This is a genomic window from Stenotrophomonas sp. 89682_Sma (genome assembly GCF_056481405.1).
Genome location: NZ_CM151147.1, coordinates 1,468,574 through 1,486,650, shown reverse-complemented (window position 1 = coordinate 1,486,650; position 18,077 = coordinate 1,468,574). Strand labels below are relative to the sequence as shown.

The following is an 18,077-nucleotide window of genomic DNA, read 5'->3' as shown; positions in this document are numbered from 1 at the left end:
TTATTCGCGCGCAGATTATTGCGGTTGTTGTTATTGACGGCGGTGGCCAGGCGGATCGACATGGGATCGACCGTACCCCGGTTTCCGGCGCGGCGCAACAGTTGCGTTGGCAACCACGCGTGAAGCGCATAATGGCGCGCCCAGCAATGTGTAATGGAAATGCAACACCGCACTGGATGCACCGCCCTACTGGCCGTCCTGCTCGGCCTGGGCCTGAGCGCCTGCCAGACCCTGCCCCCGCCTTCGCGCCTGCCAGCGGCCCAGCTGCAGGCCCTGGAACAACGCGGCAGCGACGGCAGCTTTGACGGCGCCTGGGATACCGCAGAGACCTTCGAGCGCTTCAACGACCCGCGCGCGGTCGCCTACTACGAGCGTGCCGCTGCGGTCACGCCCTGGACCTTCCACAACACCAAGGCGGAAGAAGCACTGGGCCGGATCTGGACCTCCGGCACGCTGCGGCATGCCGACAGCCCCCGCATCGATCCTGCACCGGTGCTGCGCGCTTCGTGGCGACGCGGCGAGCGCGCCTACCTGGCCGCGGCCAACCACGGCAATCCCTACGCGTTCCACGACTTGGCTGCTGCCTATCGCCAGCAGGGCGACGCACAGCAGGCACTGCGCTGGGACCTGCGCGCGATGATCTATCACCGCTATCCAAGCCGTTCCTCGCGACTGCCGGATGCAGTGGCCGCGCAGGCCGGCACCGTGCACCCGCTGGTCGCCCACCTGCAGCGTCGCGCGGCGCGTGGCGATGCCGAGGCGCAGGTGGATCTGGGCGCACTGCTGGAACGCGGCGTGGGCGTGCCGAGCGATCCGGCACGTGCGTTGCAGCTGTACCGGCGTGCCGGGGAACAGGGCAATGTGTTCGGCCAGTACTTTGCCGGGCTGCTGCTGGGCCGGAGTGCGCCGGGCGTGGAGAAGGACACCGAGGCGGCGGCACGCTGGTTCGCGAAGGCCGAAGCACAGCGCTTCTACATGGCGGCGCCCAGCTACTGGAAAAAAGCGGTAGAGCCGCCGTTCTTCCTTTTTTCGGAATAGTAGAGCCGGGCCGTGCTCGCCTGCTTCTGCCGGTGGACACCAGCCGAGCATGGCTCGGCTCTACAGGGATGCAGCCCCGGCGGGGGGCGTGCCGACCAACGGTCGGCACCCACCATTCCCACCCCACCGTCCTTACACCAGCAGCCGTTCCACCAGCCGCTGGTACAGCCCGGGCAGTGCTTCCAGTTCGTCCACGCGCACGTTCTCGTCCACCTGGTGGATGCTGGCGTTGACCGGTCCTACTTCGATGCACTGCGCACCCAAGGGCGCGATGAAGCGCGCATCGGAGGTACCGCCGCCGGTACTTTCTTCCGGCGCGCGGCCGATGTGCTCGGCCAGCACTGCGCGTGCCGCGGCGCGCAGCGTGCCTTCCGGGGTGTAGAACGGCTCACCGCTGCGGTGCCACTTCAGCGTGTACTGCAGGCCATGCCGGTCCAGCAGTGCGGCGATCTCTGCTTCCAGCTTCGGCGCGTCCCAATGCGGGGTGTAGCGGAGGTTGAAATCCACTTCGAGCTCGCCGGGAATCACGTTGTTGGCACCGGTGCCGGCGTGGATGTTGGAAATCTGCAGGCTGGTCGGCGGGAAGCTCTCGTAGCCGTCGTCCCAGCGTCGCGCACTCAGTTCGGCCAGTGCCGGCGCCGCCTGGTGAATCGGATTGCGCGCTTTCTCCGGGTACGCCACATGCCCCTGCACGCCCTGCACGCGCAGCTTGGCGGACAGGCTGCCGCGGCGGCCCACGCGCAGCAGGTCGCCCAGCGTCGCGGTCGATGACGGCTCACCGGTGATGCACCAGTCGATGCGCTGCCCCCGTGCGGCGAACAGGCGTGCAACGTGGCGCACGCCATCGATGGCATCGCCCTCCTCGTCGCTGGTCAGCAGTACCGCCAGCGTGCCGGGATGATCGGGATGCGCGGCGACGAACTGCTCGGCGGCGACCACGAACGCAGCCACGCTGCCTTTCATGTCGGCAGCACCGCGCCCGTACAGCACGCCATCACGGATCTGTGGGGTGAACGGGTCGCTGGTCCAGGCTTCGCGCGGGCCGGTTGGCACCACGTCAGTGTGGCCCAGCAGGACCAGCACCGGTGCGCCCTGGCCATGGGTCGCCCACAGATTGTCGACGTCGCCCAGACGCAGGTGGTCACAGTGGAATCCAGCCTGCTTCAGCCGCGCCGCCAGCAGCGCCTGGCAGCCAGCGTCATCCGGCGTCACCGAAGGCCGTGCGATCAGCTCGCAGGCCAGGTCGAGGACGGCACTCATGCGTCGCCCACGCCAAAGCGGGCCTTGAAGCCGTTGTCACTGAAACCCTGGCTGGCCTTGCCATCGGCGGTGACCACCAGCGGGCGCTTGATCAGCTGCGGGTACTCGCGCAGCAGCAGCTTCCACTCGGCGTCGGAATCGGCGGCCTTGCGGTTGTCCGGCAGCTGCCGCCAGGTGGTGGAGGACTTGTTGACCATCGCCGCCAGCCCGCCCAGCTGCGCGGCCCATTCCAACAGCATTTCCGGGCTGGGTTTGTTCTCGCGGTAGTCGACGAAGGTGTACGGCACGCCGAAGCGGTCCAGCCACTTAGTCGCCTTCTTGCAGGTATCGCAGTTCTTCAAACCGTAGACAGTGGTGCTCATGGCCATCTGTGATGCTGGAAAACAGGGGTCCAGAATCTCACAACAGGCGCTCGGACACGACCCGGAACGGCACGCTCGGCAAGCGGAAGGCCAGGCCCGATTCAAGCGCTACGCCCATCGCCTGCAGGCGCGGGCAATGCAGTTCGCCTTCCAGGTGCAGCGGCTGGAGGCTGTCGACGTCCACCGGCAGCGCGATGCGGGTGCTGGCCCAGCGGCGATCACAGGTGCGGGCGATGGCTGCGTCCTGGCAGGTCAGGAAGCGCAGCAGGGCCTGTTGGCCACCGAAGGCCGCCGCCCACGCGGCATCCGCCCATTCGGCAGCCGCCCGCCACTGCAGGCGAAGGTCTGGTGCACTGCCCTGCCCGCCTTCGATCAGCGTGTGGCCACGACCGGTGGCATCCAGCACATGCTCGAAGCGGGTGGAAAGATGGGGCTGCATGGCATCACTGAACGCGCGCGCGCCGGCGACGAAGGCCAGCTGGTCCATCACGTTGCGATCGAACAGCACCACCGGCGTTGCGTCCGGATCGTCGTCACGGCGCAGGTACCAGCGCCAGTTGCTCTGCCGCGGCGACGGCATCAGCGCGCGCAGCGGCCCGGCCAGTGCGGGCCCGAAGTACCCGTGGCGGTAGCTGAGGATGGTGTATGGCGTGCGCCCGGCATGCACCACGTAGTGATGGCCCGGGGGTGGCGGCGGTGCATGCCGCACGTCGACCCACCAGCTCGCGTAGACCACGTCGCGCACATCGCTGACCAGTGCCGGCATCGGCCAGCGCCGCGACAGCGCGCGACGCAGCCGGGTCCAGCGGGGAGCGTGCAGCAGGCGCGGCAGCATCCGCCCGAACAGGGTGTCGGACGGATGTCGGTAGACCGCGGACTGCGCCAGATCCTCCGGCGCGGTCACCTTCAGTCGGCCAGGCCGCGCAGCAGGTCGTTGACGCTGGTCTTGCTGCGGGTCTTGGCGTCGACCTGCTTGACGATCACCGCGCAGTACAGCGAGTGGGTGCCGTCCTTGCTCGGCAGCGAGCCGGACACCACCACGCTGTACGGCGGAATGTAGCCGTAGCTGATCTCGCCGGTGGCGCGGTTGTAGATGCGGGTGCTCTGGCTGAGGAACACGCCCATCCCGATCACGCTGTGGTGGCCGACCACCACGCCTTCCACCACTTCCGAACGCGCACCGATGAAGCAGTGGTCTTCAATGATGGTCGGGCTGGCCTGCAGCGGTTCCAGCACGCCGCCGATACCGGCACCGCCGGACAGGTGGCAGTGCTGGCCGATCTGCGCGCAGGAACCCACGGTGGCCCAGGTATCGACCATGGTGCCTTCACCGACATAGGCGCCGATGTTGGTGAAGCTCGGCATCAGCACCACGTCCTTGCCGAAGTACGTACCGCGGCGGGCAATGGCGCCCGGCACCACGCGCACGCCACCGCGACGGAACTTCGCTTCGTCATAACCGGCAAAACGCGATTCGACCTTGTCCCAGAACGGCGCCGGGCGCGCATCGACCACGGCCATGTCGTTGACACGGAAGTACAGCAACACCGCCTTCTTCAGCCATTCGTTGACCTTCCAGCCACCGTGGCCGTCCGGTTCGGCAACGCGGAATTCGCCGCTTTCCAGGCCATCGATCACACGGTTGACCAGCGGCCTGGTCGAGCCTTCCAGTTCGTGCAGGGTCAGCGTGGCGCGGCGTTCGAAGGCACTTTCGATGCCGAACTTCAGTTCTTCCACGCCCGGCGTGGCCGGCTTGCGCAGCGACTTGCGGGCGATGGTTTCGGCGCGTGCGGCTTCTGCACTCTTGGCCTGAGCCTTCTTCGGTGCCGCCACCTTCTTCGCCGGCGCCTTCACCGCTGCGGCTTTCTTCGGCGCGGCAGCCTTCTTCGCGGCCGGCACGGCGGCAATCTTCTTGGCCGCTGCGCTCTTGGCGGTGGCAGCAGTCTTCTTAACAGGCTTGGTGGCCATCAGGCGGGGTCTCCGGCGTTTCGATCAGGGTCCAGGCAGGCCAGCATCGCGTCATGCAGCTGCTGCCGGGCAGGTTCAGTCAGGGGGAGGTCGTGTTCGTCACTGATCACGAAGGTGTCTTCGGCGCGTTCGCCGAACGTGGCAATGCGCGCATCATGCACGCGCAGGCCCTGGTTGCGCAGCACGAACGCCACGTCGGCCAGCAGGCCGGGGCGGTCGGGTGCGACCAGGGCAAAACGGGTTGCGCCCGGTTCATCGCGGAACTCGATGCGCGGGGCAAAGCGGAAATGGCGCAGCTGACGTGGCACCACCCGACGCGACGGGCGCAGGCGCGACAGGTCACCACTGAGTGCTTCGCGCAGCGCGGCCTCCAGATTGGCGCTGCTGCCATCGGCGAAGCTGTCGGCCGGGTTCACTTCGAAGGTATCGAAAATGGTGTCGGCCGGACCATCCAGCACGCGCGCGCGATGGATGCCGTAGCCCTTGCGGTCCAGGGTCATCACGATGGCGGCGAACAGGCCGTCGCGGTCCGGCGAATGCACGAACACTTCCAGTGCCGGGTCGTCGACGCTGATGCGGCGCACCTTCACCAGCGCCTGGCCCTGTTTCACCGGTACCAGCGCGGCGGCCTGCCAGGCCAGCTGCTCCGGGCGCAGGCGGATGAAGCCTTCGTCGGGCATCACGGCGAACTGGCGGTCGATGGTGGCATCGTCGTAGCCCTGCTCGCGCACCAGCGCACGCACGCTGTCACGCGCCTCGGCCACGCGCTCGGCGGCAGGCACCGGGTGCTCAAGGCCTTCACGCAGCGCGCGCCGGGTCGCGAAGTACAGGTCGGCCAGCAGGCGGTCCTTCCACGCATTCCACAGCTTCGGGCTGGTGCCGGCGATATCGGCACAGGTCAGCAGGTACAGATAGTCGAGGCGGTCGCGGCTGCCGACCAGGGTCGCAAAGCGATGGATCACCACCGGATCGGCGATGTCCTGCTTCTGCGCGGTCACCGACATGCGCAGATGCTGTTCGACCAGCCAGGCCACCAGTTCGGTGTCGGAGATGCTCAGGGCATGCGCCTGGCAGAACGCGCGCGCATCGACCGCGCCCAGTTCGGAGTGGTCGCCACCGCGCCCCTTGGCAATGTCATGGAACAGGCCGGCCAGCAGCAGCAACTCCGGCTTGCGCAGGCGCGGCCACACCTCATGCGCGATCGAGAAGCGCTCATCGGCACGGCTGCTGGCGAACTGGCCGATGTTGCGCAGGACCATCAGCGTGTGCTGATCCACCGTATAGACATGGAACAGGTCGAACTGCATGCGCCCGCTGACCTGGGCGAATGCCGGAATCCACTGGCCGAGCACACCCAGCCGCGCCATGCGCGAAAGCGTATCGACCGGGCGCTGGCCACGCAGCAGGGCCAGGAACTGCTCGCGCGCATCGGAGTCGGCCTGGTCGTAGGCCGGCAGCAGCGGCAGCGATTCGGCCAGCGCGCGCGCGGTCAGCGAATGCAGGCCGCGCACCTGCGGGTTGTTGGCCCAGCTGGAGAACAGCGCGAACACCTGGCCGATATCGCCACACGGCCAATCGGCATCATTGGCTGCCAGGTAGCCGCGTCGCAGGGAAAAACCCACGGTCAGCGGTTCCGGCTGCGCCTCGCCATCGAACTGTTCCTCGAAGCGCTGCAGCAGGCGGTCACTGATCCGGCGCACCACCAGCGCGGCGCGGTAGAAGCCCTGCATCATCTTTTCGACACCGAGATTCTCGGCATCGTCTTCGAAGCCCAGACGCGCGGCCAGGGTCTTCTGGTAATCGAAGCGCAACCGTTCTTCCGGGCGCCGCGCCACCAGGTGCAGCCCGAAGCGCAGACGCGCCAGCACCGCACGCTCGCGCTTCAGCGCGGCCGCTTCGTCGGCACCCAGGTGGCCCAGGCCGACCAGCGCTTCCAGGTCGCGCACGCCAAAGGCGCGCAGCGCCATCCAGCCCAGCGTGTTGAGATCGCGCAGGCCGCCGGGGCCATCCTTGAGATCCGGTTCCAGGTTGTCGGCGGTGTCGCCGAAACGCTGGTGGCGGTTGCGCAGCTCTTCCAGCTTGGCCAGGAAGAAGGCACGTGCTGGCCACAGCTCACGGTCGTCGATGGCCTCGCGCAGCGCACGGCGGGCAGTGTCCTCGGCCAGGATCGGACGCGCCTCGATCAGCGCGGTCAACACGGTCTGGTCGGCAGCAGCCTCGCGGCACTGCGCGGCACTGCGCACCGCATGGCTGACCGCCAGCCCGCAATCCCACAGCAGCGCGAACAGGCGTGCCAGGGCGGATTCGTGCGCCAACTGTGCCGGCGGGTCGCCGAACACCAGCAGGTCGATGTCCGAGCGCGGGAACAGTTCGCCGCGCCCATACCCCCCCACTGCGAACAGCGACAGGCCGCTGTCGACCGGCAGGCAGCGCTGCCAGGCCAGGCGGATCAGATGATCGGCGGCACGCGCGCGCAGCGCCAGCAGGCGCTCGATGTTGTCGCCCTGGTCGAAGCGGCGGTACAGGCGCGCGTCGGCCTGCTGCAGCGCCTGGCGCGCAGCAGCAGCCCAGTCCGGGTCGTTGAGCGACGCGGCCGGCGTGTCCAGCAGCGAACTCGCCGGCAGCATCCTCAGGAGACCTGCGACTCGCCCGGCGACAGCGTCAGCACGTCGACGCCGGTCTCGGTGACCGCGATCATGTGCTCCCACTGCGCCGACAGCTTGCGGTCCTTGGTCACCACGGTCCAGCCATCCGGCAGCACCTTGTTGTAACGGGTGCCCTCGTTGATCATCGGCTCGATGGTGAAGGTCATGCCCGGCTGCAGCACCAGGCCCTGGCCCGGGCGGCCGTAATGCACCACCTGCGGCTCGTCGTGGTAGACCTTGCCGATGCCGTGGCCGCAGTACTCGCGCACCACGCTGAATCGCTCGCCTTCGGCGTAGCTCTGGATGGCATGGCCGATGTCGCCCAGGGTTGCGCCCGGACGCACCGCACGGATGCCGCGCCACATCGCTTCGTACGTGGTTTCCACCAGGCGGCGGGCCATCACCGACGGCGTGCCGACGAAGTACATGCGGCTGGTGTCGCCGTGCCAGCCGTCCTTGATGACGGTAACGTCGATATTGATGATGTCGCCATCCTTGAGCACCTTCCCTTCGCTGGGAATGCCGTGGCAGATGACGTTGTTGACCGAGGTGCACACGGTCTTCGGGAAGCCGCGGTAGCCGACGTTGGCCGGAATCGCGCCCTGCACGTTCACGATGTGGTCGTGGCAGATGCGGTCCAGCTCCTCGGTGGTGACACCGGGCTTGACGTGGGGGGTGACGATGTCGAGCACTTCACTGGCCAGGCGGCCGGCGATGCGCATCATCTCGATTTCCTGCGGGGTTTTCAGATTCACGCTCATGGCGCCCATTATCGCTGATCCGGCTGCAATCTGAACGAACGCCACCCAACTGGCGATCCGGGGCATGCACGGTTCCGGCAAGGAAAGTGAAAGCGTGACGACCTCCCCCCTTTCGCACGCCTATTTATCACGGATTACAGACACTTACCCGCACAAGCTGGCCGCGACCGTCGTCAAAGCGGCCCTGAACGCGCCGCCTTCGCCTTGTTCAACAGACCTTCGGGTCAGGGAGGTTGTCCATGCGATCCACGCTCCGCTCACCGCTCGCCTGGGCCCTGACCGGACTGTTGCTGGCCGGCCCCGCACTGGCGGCCGATACCACGACCTTCAACGTCACCCTGGTGGTCACCAAGGCCTGCACGATCACGGCCGCGGCCGCCACCAACGTTGATTTCGGCACGGCGGCCTCGACCACGGCGACCCCCACTCTGGGCCAGGGTACGGTGACCGCCCAGTGCTCGGCCTTGACCCCCTACACGATTTCGCTGAACGCGGGCGCCAATGCCAGCACCGCCAACGACGTCACAACCCGCCGGATGAAGAACACCAATGCCGCGGTGACCGCCAACAACTTCGTCGGCTACCAGCTGTACCAGGACGCCGCCCATACCCTGGTCTGGGGTGCCACCTCGGGCACCAACACCCAGGCCGGCATCGGCACCGGCCTGGCCGTGCCCTACATCGTCTACGGCCAGATCCTGAACCTGAGCACCAACAACCCGGCCACCGGTAACTACCTGGATACGGTCACCGCCACGATCACCTATTGATGGAGCACGCCCGCATGGCCGGACCCCGCCCGTGGCGCGCCACCGGCGTGGCGCTGCTCGCCCTTTACCTGCTGGCCGCCGCCCCTGCCGGTGCTACCAGTCTGCAGGTCGCCCCCACCAGCCTTCAGCTTGAGGCCCGCCAGCGCGCCGGCGAACTGTGGCTGACCAACAGTGGCACCTCGCCGGTCAGGCTGCAGGTGCGGGTCTTCCGCTGGGTACAGCAGGATGGCCAGGAACAACTGCTGCCCACTGATGAACTGCTGGCCACCCCTCCGATGCAGGAACTGGGCGCTGGCCAGCAGCAGCTGGTACGGGTGATGCGCCCGAACCACGAACCGCCTGCGGCACAGCAGTACTACCGGCTGATCGTCGACGAAGTGCCTGACCTGGCGACCCGTGCCAACGGCATGCAGTTCGTGCTGCGCTATTCGATTCCGGTGTTCGTGCAACCCTCGGGCGGCAAGCTGGCCGCTCAACTCCGGGCGCATCTGGTGAAGCTGGAAGACGGACGCAACGGCGTGGAGGTGGCCAACACCGGCAACAGCTATGCACAGATCGCCGACCTCGCGCTGGGCAGCGTCCAGCGTCCGCGCATCGTGCACCCCGGCCTGCTGGGGTATGTACTGCCCGGGCAGGTGATGCGCTGGCCGATCGAGCGCACGGCCATCGACCGCGACAACGACCAGATCACGGCCAAGCTCAATGGCGAGTCGGAACAGACGCCGCTGTCGCCACCACCGGCTCGCTGAGGCGTTGATGGGCGCGCTGTTGGCTGCTCTGGCTCCTGCGGTGACCGAGGCCGCCGATGTGTCCGGCATGGCTGCTGCCGGGGTTGCGGATGTCTCCGGGGTATCGGCCGATGCGATCCTGCCTGCCCCCACGCCCCTGACCGCCAGCCAGACGCTTTACCTGGACGTCTCGCTCAACAGCACGCCGCGCGGCCTGCTGCCGTTCACCGAAAACCGTGGCCGGCTGCAGGCCAGTCCGGAAGTGCTGCGCCAGCTCGGCTTCAGCGCCCGCGGCGATGCGCCGGTCTATCTGGACCAGATCAGCGGGGCCGTGGTGCGCTACGACGCGCATATGCAGACCCTGGCCCTGGACGTGCCACTGGACCAGCTGACCCTGCCGACCACCGTGCTCAGCCAGCCGCAGACCCGCGCACCGGCCGGCAGCGCCTCGCCCGGCCTGCTGCTGAACTACGACGTCTATGGCAGCCGGGTCGACACGCTCGGCAACCTCAGCCTCAGCTCGGAGCTGCGTCTGTTCGGGATCGGCAACGGCACCTTCGAAAACACCGCGATCAGCCGCCGCTACCAGCAATCCGGTGACCGCCGCTGGCGTGGTGAGAGCGTGCGCCTGGACACCCGCTGGAGCTTGGACTTCCCCGACAGGGCGATGACCCTGGACGTCGGCGACTTCTACAGCGGTTTCGTCGACTGGACCCGCCCCGTGCGCATGGGCGGCCTGCAGATCGGCCGCAACTACGGCCTGCAGCCCTACCGCGTGCTCACGCCCACCCCCAGCTTCCTCGGCCAGGCGGTGGTGCCGTCCACGGTCGAGCTGTACGTCGACGGCCTGCGCCAGTACAGCGGGCAGGTGCCGGTCGGTCCATTCCAGCTGGCCGCGCAGCCCGGCATCAGCGGCACCGGCAGTGCGCAGGTGGTGGTGACCGATGCGTTCGGCCGCATGCAGACGCTGGATTTCAGTTTCTATGGCACCCAGCAGCTGCTGGCCAAGGGCCTGTCGGACTGGTCGGCCGGCGTTGGCCGCCTGCGTGAGGATTTCGGCCAGCGTTCCTTCGCCTACGACGATCGCACCGTGGCCAGTGCCAGCTGGCGCGGCGGCGTCAGCGATAACTTTACCGGTGAAGCCCATGCCGAAGGCGGTGGGGGCCTGGCCCAGGCCGGCATCGGCGGCTGGTGGCTGCTCGGCGGCGCGGGCGTGTTCAACGCCGCCTATGCGCACAGTGACTATCACGGCCTGCAGGGCGGGCAATGGGCACTGGGCTACAGCTGGAACAACCGCCGACTCAACGTCAATCTGCGCACCGTGCGCAGCCATGGAGACTACCGCGATCTGGGCGCACTGCAGGGCAACCTGCCGCCGAGCATCAGCGAACAGGCCACGGTCGGCGCCGATCTGCTGCGGCTGGGCACGCTCAGCGCCAGCTACCTGCGCCTGCGCTACCCCGACGGCGAGGACAACCGCTACGCCAGCCTGTTCTGGTCGCGCACCTGGAGCCAGCGCTGGTCGGCGTACCTGTCGGTGAACCAGAACCTGGACAAGGGCGATGACCGCAGCATCTACCTGTCGGTTACCGCCAGCCTGGGCAACAACCGCCAGGCCAGCCTGTCCAGCCAGCGCAATGGCGACAGCCAGAGCTGGGTGGCCGACGTCACCCAGCCGGTGCCCGGCGACGGCAGCGCCGGCGGCGTCGGTTGGCGCGCGCAGGTGCGCCATGGCGAAGATGGCAATGGTGGCCTGGCCGAAGTCGGCATCCTCAATGACGTCGGTCGCTACTCATTCGGCGCCTCGCGCCAGGGCGGCCTGAACTATGCCTACGCCAGCGCCAGTGGCAGCCTGGTGTGGATGGGTGGGCATGCCTTCGCCACCCGCGAGGTCTCCGACGCATTCGCGGTGATCAGCACCAATGGCGTCGGCGGCGTGCCGGTGCGGCTGGAAAACCGGCTGATCGGCGTGACTGATGATCGCGGCCTGCTGCTGGTCAGCCCGCTGCTGTCCTGGCAGCGCAACCGCGTCTCCATCGATACCCTGGACCTGCCCGAGGACATGCGCGCCGACCGCATCGAAGACTGGGTGACCCCACGCCAGCGCGCGGGCACGCGGGTGACCTTCGCACTGCGCTCGCGGCCTTCGCTGAGCCTGACCCTGCACGGCATGGACGGGCAACCGCTGGAGGTCGGCAGCGAGGTGCAGCTGCCGGACGGGCGCCAGGCGCTGGTGGGCTATGACGGTCTGCTGTACCTGGAAGACGTGGCCGCCGGCAGCGTGTTGTACATCACCACCAGCCGCGCCCAGTGCCGGGTGAAGGTGCCGGACCTGCCCAAGGTGGTGGCCACCGGTGCACGCCCCAAACCGGCGCCGCTGCAGTGCATTCCGGAGGTGGCGCCATGAAGGTGCAGCTGCTCGGATTGCTGCTGGTTGCCGGCCTGCTGGCGGCGGCACCGGCACGTGCCACCGCGGTCTGCACCGCCATCGCCGATCCGACGCTGCCGTTCGGCAACGTGAACAGCAATGCGCCCGGCGCAACCACCGGCACGCTCAACATCACGGTGTCCTGCACCACCACCGCGCTGAGCCTGCTGGCCACCACCGGCGTGCGGGTCTGCGTGGGCATCGGCGCCGGCAGCGGCGGCGGCAGCAGCTCCACCTGGCGCACGATGAAGACCAGCGCCAGCGACACCATGAATTTCCAGCTCTACAACACCTCCAACTTCAGCCAGGTAACCGGGCTGACCCCGCGCGGCACACCGCCGGCGCAGGAACTGACCATGACCTACAACGTGCCGTTGCTGACCGGCGGCAGTGGCGCGCAGGCCACCCAGCTGTTCGCGCAGATCCCGGCCAACCAGGTGCTGGCGTCGGGCGCCTACAGCAGCACCTTCAGTGGCGCGAACGTGGTACTGACCTGGGCCTGGAACGAAGTGCTGCTCGGCACAGCCACCGTGCCGGCCACCTGCAACGGCGGCGCCACCGGCACCAACAGCGCCAGTGCCGCCTTCAGCTTCACCGCCACCGCCGACGTGTTGCCGCAGTGCGGGAGCTACGTCACCACCAACATGAACTTCGGCAACGTCACCGGCAGCATCCCCGCCAACATCGACCAGACCGCCACCTTGACCCTGACCTGCCTGAAGAACACCGCCTACCAGGTCAGCCTCAACAACGGCCAGAACAACCCCACCGCCACCAGCACGCGACGCATGGCCACCACCATCGGCGCCAGCACCTACTACCTCACCTACGAGCTGTACCGCGATTCCACACGCACCCAGCGCTGGGGCAACACGCTGACCGTCGATACCGCCAGCGGCACCGGCACTGGCAGCGCGCAGCAGCTGACGATCTATGGCCGGGTGCCGCCGGTCACGGGCCAACCGCCGGCCGGCACCTACAACGACGTGGTGCAGGTGACGATCACCTATTGACCTGCGTGCCGACCAACGGCCGACACCCACCGGGCAGGCCTCGGTAGATCCACGCCATGCGTGGATGCGCGCATCACGCTTGCGCCAGGGGCAGTCGACTGACAGTCGACTCTACAGATTCGGCCGATCCAGCCGATACCGCGCAGCGAGATCTTTCAGCACGGTGGTCGGCAGGTGGTTCGCGCAATTCTGATCGGGGCGATGCTGGTCGCCAGCACGCCCGCATGGGCTGAACCCAGTCCCACGCCGCTGCAGATCCGCCTGACCGTGGTCGAAGCCTGTGGCGATGACCCCGGCAGCACCCACTGCCCCGCCCCCCACCAGCGCAGCGACGCACCGCAACTGCCTCCCCAGGTCCGCGAGCTCGCACCTCCCGCCGACGACGAAGACTCGACGTCCGCCGTAACCGTCATCTACTGATGCGGGCACTTCCGACCCTGTTGGCGATGCTGCTGCTGGTGTGGCCTGCCGCAGCACTGGACCTGTTGCCGACCACACTGCAACTGCCCGCCGAAGGTGGCCAGGGCGAACTGTGGCTCTACAACCCCGGTCCCGGCCGCTGGCAGGGGCGGGTGCAGATCCTGAGCTGGGAACAGCAGACCGACGCCGAAGTGCTGCGCCCCACCGACCAGGTTCTCGCCAGCCCCACCCAGCTCGACATCCCGCCCGGCACCCGCCAGCGCATCTGGCTGCTGCCACGCCAGCCGACACCCGCAGTCGGTGAACAGGCCTATCGGGTCGTCCTGGCTCCCACCACGCCAGGCCTGCAGCGCTATTCCCTGCCGCTGTTCCGAGGGCACGCCACACCAATGACCCAGCCGCGGCTGCATGCAGGGATCGAACCGGGCCAGTCACATACCTTCCTGCGACTGAGCAACACCGGTGCCCTGCACGCACGCCTGAACGATCTCGCCTACATCACCAGCGACGGCCGGCGCACCCTGCTGCTGCCGGGCCTGGCCGGCTATCTGCTGGCCGGCCGTGAGCGCCGCTGGGCCCTGCCCGCCCACGCCGATGGCTACGCCGGCGGTCATTTCCAGGCCCGGCTGCAGGATGGCCGGGTGGTCGATCTGGCCGCTCCAGACCCGGCAATTGCAGCGAGCGCACCGAGCGGGCTATAATCGACCGGATTCCTGCCGCCTGCGTGCGCGGGAGCCCGTCCACACCGGACGTCACCGGTGAATCCACACCTGCTGCCCCCATCCGTGCCGGGGTGCTCCGCAAGGAGTTCGGCCACGGAGGCAACAGGGAAGCCCAACCCCGGAACCGATCGCGCTTCCACGCGTCCCGCATACCTATCCCCGCGGGCGGAATCGCTGGTTCCATATCAGGAGTATTGCAATGCCCCAGGTCACCATGCGTCAGATGCTGGAAGCCGGCGTCCACTTCGGCCATCAGACCCGCTACTGGAACCCGAAGATGGCTCCGTACATCTTCGGCGCCCGCGGCAAGATCCACATCATCAACCTGGAAAAGACCGTCCCGCTGTTCAACGACGCGATGAACTTCATCTCGTCGGTTGCCCAGAAGCGCGGCACCGTCCTGTTCCTGGGCACCAAGCGCAGCGCCCGCGAAACCATCAAGGAAGAAGCCGAGCGTTGCGGCATGCCGTTCATGAACCAGCGTTGGCTGGGCGGCACCCTGACCAACTTCCGTACCGTCAAGCAGTCGGTTGCCCGCCTGAAGGAACTGGAAGCCGGTGAAACCGATGGCACCTTCGAGAAGCTGGTCAAGCACGAAGTGCTGGGCCTGCGTCGCGAGCGCGACAAGCTGGAAGCCTCGCTGGGCGGCATCAAGGACATGAACCGCCTGCCGGACGCCATCTTCGTGATCGACATCGGCCACGAAGACATCGCGATCAAGGAAGCCAAGAAGCTGGGCATCCCGGTCATCGCCGTGGTCGACACCAACTACAACCCGGAACTGGTTGATTACGCCATCCCGGGCAACGACGACGCCATCCGCGCTGTGCAGCTGTACGCCCGCGCCGCTGCCGACGCCGTGCTGGAAGGCAAGGCCGCTGCTCCGCACGCCGCTTCGGTGCGCGAGGAAGAGTTCGCTGAAGCCGCTGCTGAAGGCGAAGAGAAGCCGGCCCGCCGCGCTCCGGCCAAGAAGGCTGCCAAGAAGGGCGACGACGCCCAGGCCTGATCCAGGCCCGGGGTGGACGCCCGGCGTCCACCCTCCCTGCGCGCAGCCTTTGGCGCGTGACAGGACCGTGTCACACGGGCCGGCCACCATGCCGGCCCAACCCCTTTCTTTCGTGAGGTAATCCCGTGGAAATCACTGCTTCCCTGGTCAAGGAACTGCGCGAGCGCACCGGCGCCGGCATGATGGAATGCAAGAAGGCGCTCACCGAAGCCAACGGCGACATCGACGCTGCTGCTGAAGCCATGCGCAAGTCCGGCGCTGCCAAGGCCGACAAGAAGGCTGACCGCGTGGCCGCCGAAGGCCGTCTGGGACTGGCCCAGGATGGCGGCAAGGCCGTGCTGGTCGAAGTCAACTCGGAAACCGACTTCGTCGCCAACGATGACAACTTCAAGTCCTTCGTCAATGCCGTTGCCGCTGCCGCCCTGGCATCGGGCGCCACCGACGTCGAAGCCGTGAAGGCTGCCAAGCTGGCCGATGGCCGCACCGTTGAAGAAGCCCGCGCCACCGCTGTGCAGACCCTGGGTGAGAACATCCAGATCCGTCGCATGGTGAATGTCGACACCACCGGCAACATCGGTGCGTATGTCCACACCAACGGCAAGGTCGGCGTGCTGGTCGATCTGATCGGCGGCGACGTCGAGCTGGCCCGTGGCCTGGCCATGCACGTGGCTGCGCTGAAGCCGCCGCACAACAAGGCTGCGGACGTTCCGGCCGACTTCGTCGAGAAGGAAAAGGAAATCGAGCTGGCCAAGATGTCCGAAAAGGACAAGGCCAAGCCGGCCGACATCCTGGAAAAGATCATCAGCGGCAAGATCAACAAGATCGTCAGCGACGTGACCCTGTACGGCCAGACCTACGTGCTGGGCGACACCACCGTCGAGCAGGTGGTCAAGGCCGCTGGCGCCGATGTTGCTGGCTTCAAGCTGCTGATCGTCGGCGAAGGCATCGAGAAGGTGGTGGAAGACTACGCCGCCGAAGTTGCCAAGGCGATGCAGGTCTGATTCCAGCCCTCGGGCTGTGAAACGACCAGAAGGAGCCGCGGGAAACCGCGGCTCTTTTTTTATGTCCGGGAAGATGGGGGGCGCCCATGCACCACTGTGGCTGCCCCTGACCTCTGAGGGTGCCCTGCTCTCTGTGGGTACTCCCTGCTCTCTGTGGGTGCGCACCGTGGGTGCGCACACCGGCACCAGAGGGCTTTGCGTTGCGCGCGAATCAAGCCGATACTCGGCACAGGGAATCAACAGTCATTTAGCAGGAACGAAAATCGCGGACTGTGATGCATTCCTAGGTATTCTTGTCCCAATGGAATTGAACGACCCGACATGCCTCCCGAGCTGACAGCTGCCCTGGCGCTCTGCCGCAACCTGCCCTCGCCACCCGGTATTGCCCTGCGCATCATCGAACTGGCACAGGACCCGGAAGCGGATATCGCCACCGCCGCCGACATCATCGCCATCGACATGGCGCTGAGTGCTCGCATGCTGCGCATCGCCAATTCGCCGCTGTACGCCAGCCGCCGCCGGATCGAGAACCTCGGCCAGGCGCTGACCATGCTCGGCCTGAATGCCACGATCAGCCTGGCCCTCGGCTTCACCGTCACCCAGGGACTGACCGGCGGCACCGGCGCCGACCACGACCTGCGCCAACGCGCCTGGAAGCGCAGCATCCTCAGCGCGCTGGCCGCCAGCCAGCTGGGCCAGGCCCGCGGCCTGCGCCGGCTGGAAGAATTGATGCTGGCCGGCCTGCTGCAGGACCTGGGTGTACTGTGCCTGGCCCAGGCCGAATCGGAGCGCTACCTGCCGCTGCTGCGCGAAGCGCGCGACAACATCGATCTGGTCGCGCGCGAGCGTGACGAACTGGGCTGCAGCCACGCCGAGGTCGGCGCCTGGGTGGCCGAGCAGTGGGGCCTGCCCCGCTATCTGGTGGAAAGCATCAGTCACAGCGAAGACCTGGACGCTGCGGAATCGCCGTTCCAGGCCTGCGTGCAGCTGTCCGGCGCGGTGGCCGACATCTGGCTGGACGATGACGCCGATGCCGCCCGCGAGCGCGCCCTGCAGCAGGTGCATGACCGCCTTGAACTGGACAGCGCCCGTTTCGACCAGGTCCTGACCCGCATCAGCGAGGCGCTGCCGGACATCGCCAGCCTGTTCGAGGCCGGCCTGAATTCCCCCTTGCGGGTGCGCGAGCTGATCGACCACGCGCAGGAACTGGCGACCCTGCGCAACCTGCGCGAGCTGCAGGATGCCGACCAGGCCCGTCGCCGCGCCGACGAATTCGAAGCCCGGGCCAAGCGCCTGGCCGACCAGGCTCATCGTGACGCCCTCACCGGCGTGCTCAACCGGCGCCAGCTGGAAGCCGTGCTGGAGCAGGAATTCCTGCGCGCCGGTCGCCAGGGCTGGCCGCTGTCGGTGGCCTTCATCGACCTGGACGACTTCAAGAAGATCAACGACGCCCATGGCCACCTGACCGGCGACGAGGTGTTGCGGGCCTTTGCCGGCAAACTGCAGGGCCAGCTGCGCCACAGCGACACCGTGGCCCGCTTCGGCGGCGAGGAGTTCGTCGCGCTGCTGCCCAACACCAGCGAATCGGTAGCACTGGACGTGATCCGCCGGGTGCTGGCCAACATCGTTGCCACGCCGATGGCCGAACTGGAAGGCGGCCCGCTGTTCGTCACCTTCTCCGCCGGCGTAGCCACCCAGGGCGGCTACGAACGCTTCGCCGACGTGCAGGACCTGCTGCGCGCCGCCGACGACGTGCTGTACCGCTCCAAGAACCTCGGCCGCAACCGGGTGATCGCGCGCTCCCCCGGCGCCCTCGGCCACGACGAGCTGTCAGCGACCGCGGGCGCCGAGCTGGGCTGAACGGGAAGCCCCGGATGACCGGGGCGGATGCCAGGATTTTGCGCCGCAGTGCACAAAACACTTTGGCCCGACGCCGCATGCGCGTAGAATCGCCC

General features: G+C 67.5%; 16 protein-coding genes. 10 read left to right on the top strand and 6 right to left on the bottom strand.

Going from position 1 to position 18,077, the window contains the following annotated elements; all coding sequences use genetic code 11:
- The first annotated feature begins 153 nt into the window (after positions 1–153).
- Positions 154–1,038, top strand: a complete 885-nt coding sequence (locus ACZK29_RS06855) for a tetratricopeptide repeat protein (RefSeq protein WP_478446829.1) — start codon at positions 154–156, stop codon at positions 1,036–1,038.
- Between the two features lie 132 nt (positions 1,039–1,170).
- Here the strand turns inward: ACZK29_RS06855 and dapE are convergent, their stop codons facing one another.
- The 6 genes from dapE to map are packed head-to-tail and all read right to left on the bottom strand — an operon-like array spanning position 1,171 to position 8,100.
- Positions 1,171–2,298 carry a succinyl-diaminopimelate desuccinylase gene (gene dapE, locus ACZK29_RS06850; RefSeq protein ID WP_478446828.1) on the bottom strand — a complete coding sequence of 376 codons (1,128 nt, stop codon included), beginning with the start codon at positions 2,296–2,298 and terminating at the stop codon, positions 1,171–1,173.
- Complete coding sequence (locus ACZK29_RS06845) at positions 2,295–2,666, bottom strand: arsenate reductase (protein ID WP_181502598.1); 372 nt, start codon at positions 2,664–2,666, stop codon at positions 2,295–2,297. The genes dapE and ACZK29_RS06845 overlap by 4 nt, the downstream gene beginning before the upstream one ends.
- 31 nt (positions 2,667–2,697) lie before the next feature.
- Complete coding sequence (locus tag ACZK29_RS06840) at positions 2,698–3,564, bottom strand: hypothetical protein (RefSeq protein WP_478446827.1); 867 nt, start codon at positions 3,562–3,564, stop codon at positions 2,698–2,700.
- Between the two features lie 2 nt (positions 3,565–3,566).
- Positions 3,567–4,628 (bottom strand): 2,3,4,5-tetrahydropyridine-2,6-dicarboxylate N-succinyltransferase, encoded by a 1,062-nt coding sequence (gene dapD, locus ACZK29_RS06835; RefSeq protein ID WP_111204201.1) that lies wholly within the window; start codon positions 4,626–4,628, stop codon positions 3,567–3,569.
- Positions 4,628–7,237: a [protein-PII] uridylyltransferase gene (locus tag ACZK29_RS06830; RefSeq protein WP_459047633.1), complete on the bottom strand. Its 2,610-nt coding sequence runs from the start codon at positions 7,235–7,237 to the stop codon at positions 4,628–4,630. Before ACZK29_RS06830 ends, dapD begins: the two co-directional genes overlap by 1 nt.
- 20 nt (positions 7,238–7,257) lie before the next feature.
- The gene (gene map / locus ACZK29_RS06825) at positions 7,258–8,100 is read right to left on the bottom strand and encodes a type I methionyl aminopeptidase (protein WP_005408754.1); all 843 of its coding nucleotides are present in this window, start codon (positions 8,098–8,100) and stop codon (positions 7,258–7,260) included.
- 173 nt (positions 8,101–8,273) lie between these two features.
- On the opposite strand from map, the gene ACZK29_RS06820 reads away from it, so the two are divergent.
- The 9 genes from ACZK29_RS06820 to ACZK29_RS06780 all read left to right on the top strand — a co-directional run bounded on the left by ACZK29_RS06820 (position 8,274) and on the right by ACZK29_RS06780 (position 17,982).
- Positions 8,274–8,804 (top strand): Csu type fimbrial protein, encoded by a 531-nt coding sequence (locus ACZK29_RS06820; RefSeq protein ID WP_099551070.1) that lies wholly within the window; start codon positions 8,274–8,276, stop codon positions 8,802–8,804.
- Positions 8,804–9,553, top strand: a complete 750-nt coding sequence (locus tag ACZK29_RS06815; RefSeq protein ID WP_111204203.1) for a fimbrial biogenesis chaperone — start codon at positions 8,804–8,806, stop codon at positions 9,551–9,553. Before ACZK29_RS06820 ends, ACZK29_RS06815 begins: the two co-directional genes overlap by 1 nt.
- A 7-nt stretch (positions 9,554–9,560) precedes the next feature.
- Positions 9,561–11,939 (top strand): fimbria/pilus outer membrane usher protein, encoded by a 2,379-nt coding sequence (locus tag ACZK29_RS06810; RefSeq protein ID WP_111204204.1) that lies wholly within the window; start codon positions 9,561–9,563, stop codon positions 11,937–11,939.
- Positions 11,936–12,973 carry a Csu type fimbrial protein gene (locus ACZK29_RS06805; RefSeq protein ID WP_478446826.1) on the top strand — a complete coding sequence of 346 codons (1,038 nt, stop codon included), beginning with the start codon at positions 11,936–11,938 and terminating at the stop codon, positions 12,971–12,973. The genes ACZK29_RS06810 and ACZK29_RS06805 overlap by 4 nt, the downstream gene beginning before the upstream one ends.
- A 201-nt stretch (positions 12,974–13,174) precedes the next feature.
- A complete protein-coding gene (locus tag ACZK29_RS06800) occupies positions 13,175–13,393 on the top strand; it encodes a hypothetical protein (protein WP_181502600.1) in 219 nt (72 codons plus the stop codon).
- Positions 13,393–14,094 carry a fimbrial biogenesis chaperone gene (locus ACZK29_RS06795; RefSeq protein WP_111204207.1) on the top strand — a complete coding sequence of 234 codons (702 nt, stop codon included), beginning with the start codon at positions 13,393–13,395 and terminating at the stop codon, positions 14,092–14,094. The genes ACZK29_RS06800 and ACZK29_RS06795 overlap by 1 nt, the downstream gene beginning before the upstream one ends.
- Before the next feature lie 220 nt (positions 14,095–14,314).
- On the top strand, positions 14,315–15,121 hold the full coding sequence (gene rpsB, locus ACZK29_RS06790; RefSeq protein ID WP_005408748.1) for a 30S ribosomal protein S2: 807 nt from the start codon (positions 14,315–14,317) through the stop codon (positions 15,119–15,121).
- A gap of 125 nt (positions 15,122–15,246) precedes the next feature.
- Positions 15,247–16,122 carry a translation elongation factor Ts gene (gene tsf, locus ACZK29_RS06785; protein ID WP_005408747.1) on the top strand — a complete coding sequence of 292 codons (876 nt, stop codon included), beginning with the start codon at positions 15,247–15,249 and terminating at the stop codon, positions 16,120–16,122.
- A gap of 321 nt (positions 16,123–16,443) precedes the next feature.
- Positions 16,444–17,982 carry a GGDEF domain-containing protein gene (locus tag ACZK29_RS06780; protein WP_111204208.1) on the top strand — a complete coding sequence of 513 codons (1,539 nt, stop codon included), beginning with the start codon at positions 16,444–16,446 and terminating at the stop codon, positions 17,980–17,982.
- The last annotated feature ends 95 nt before the right edge of the window (positions 17,983–18,077 follow it).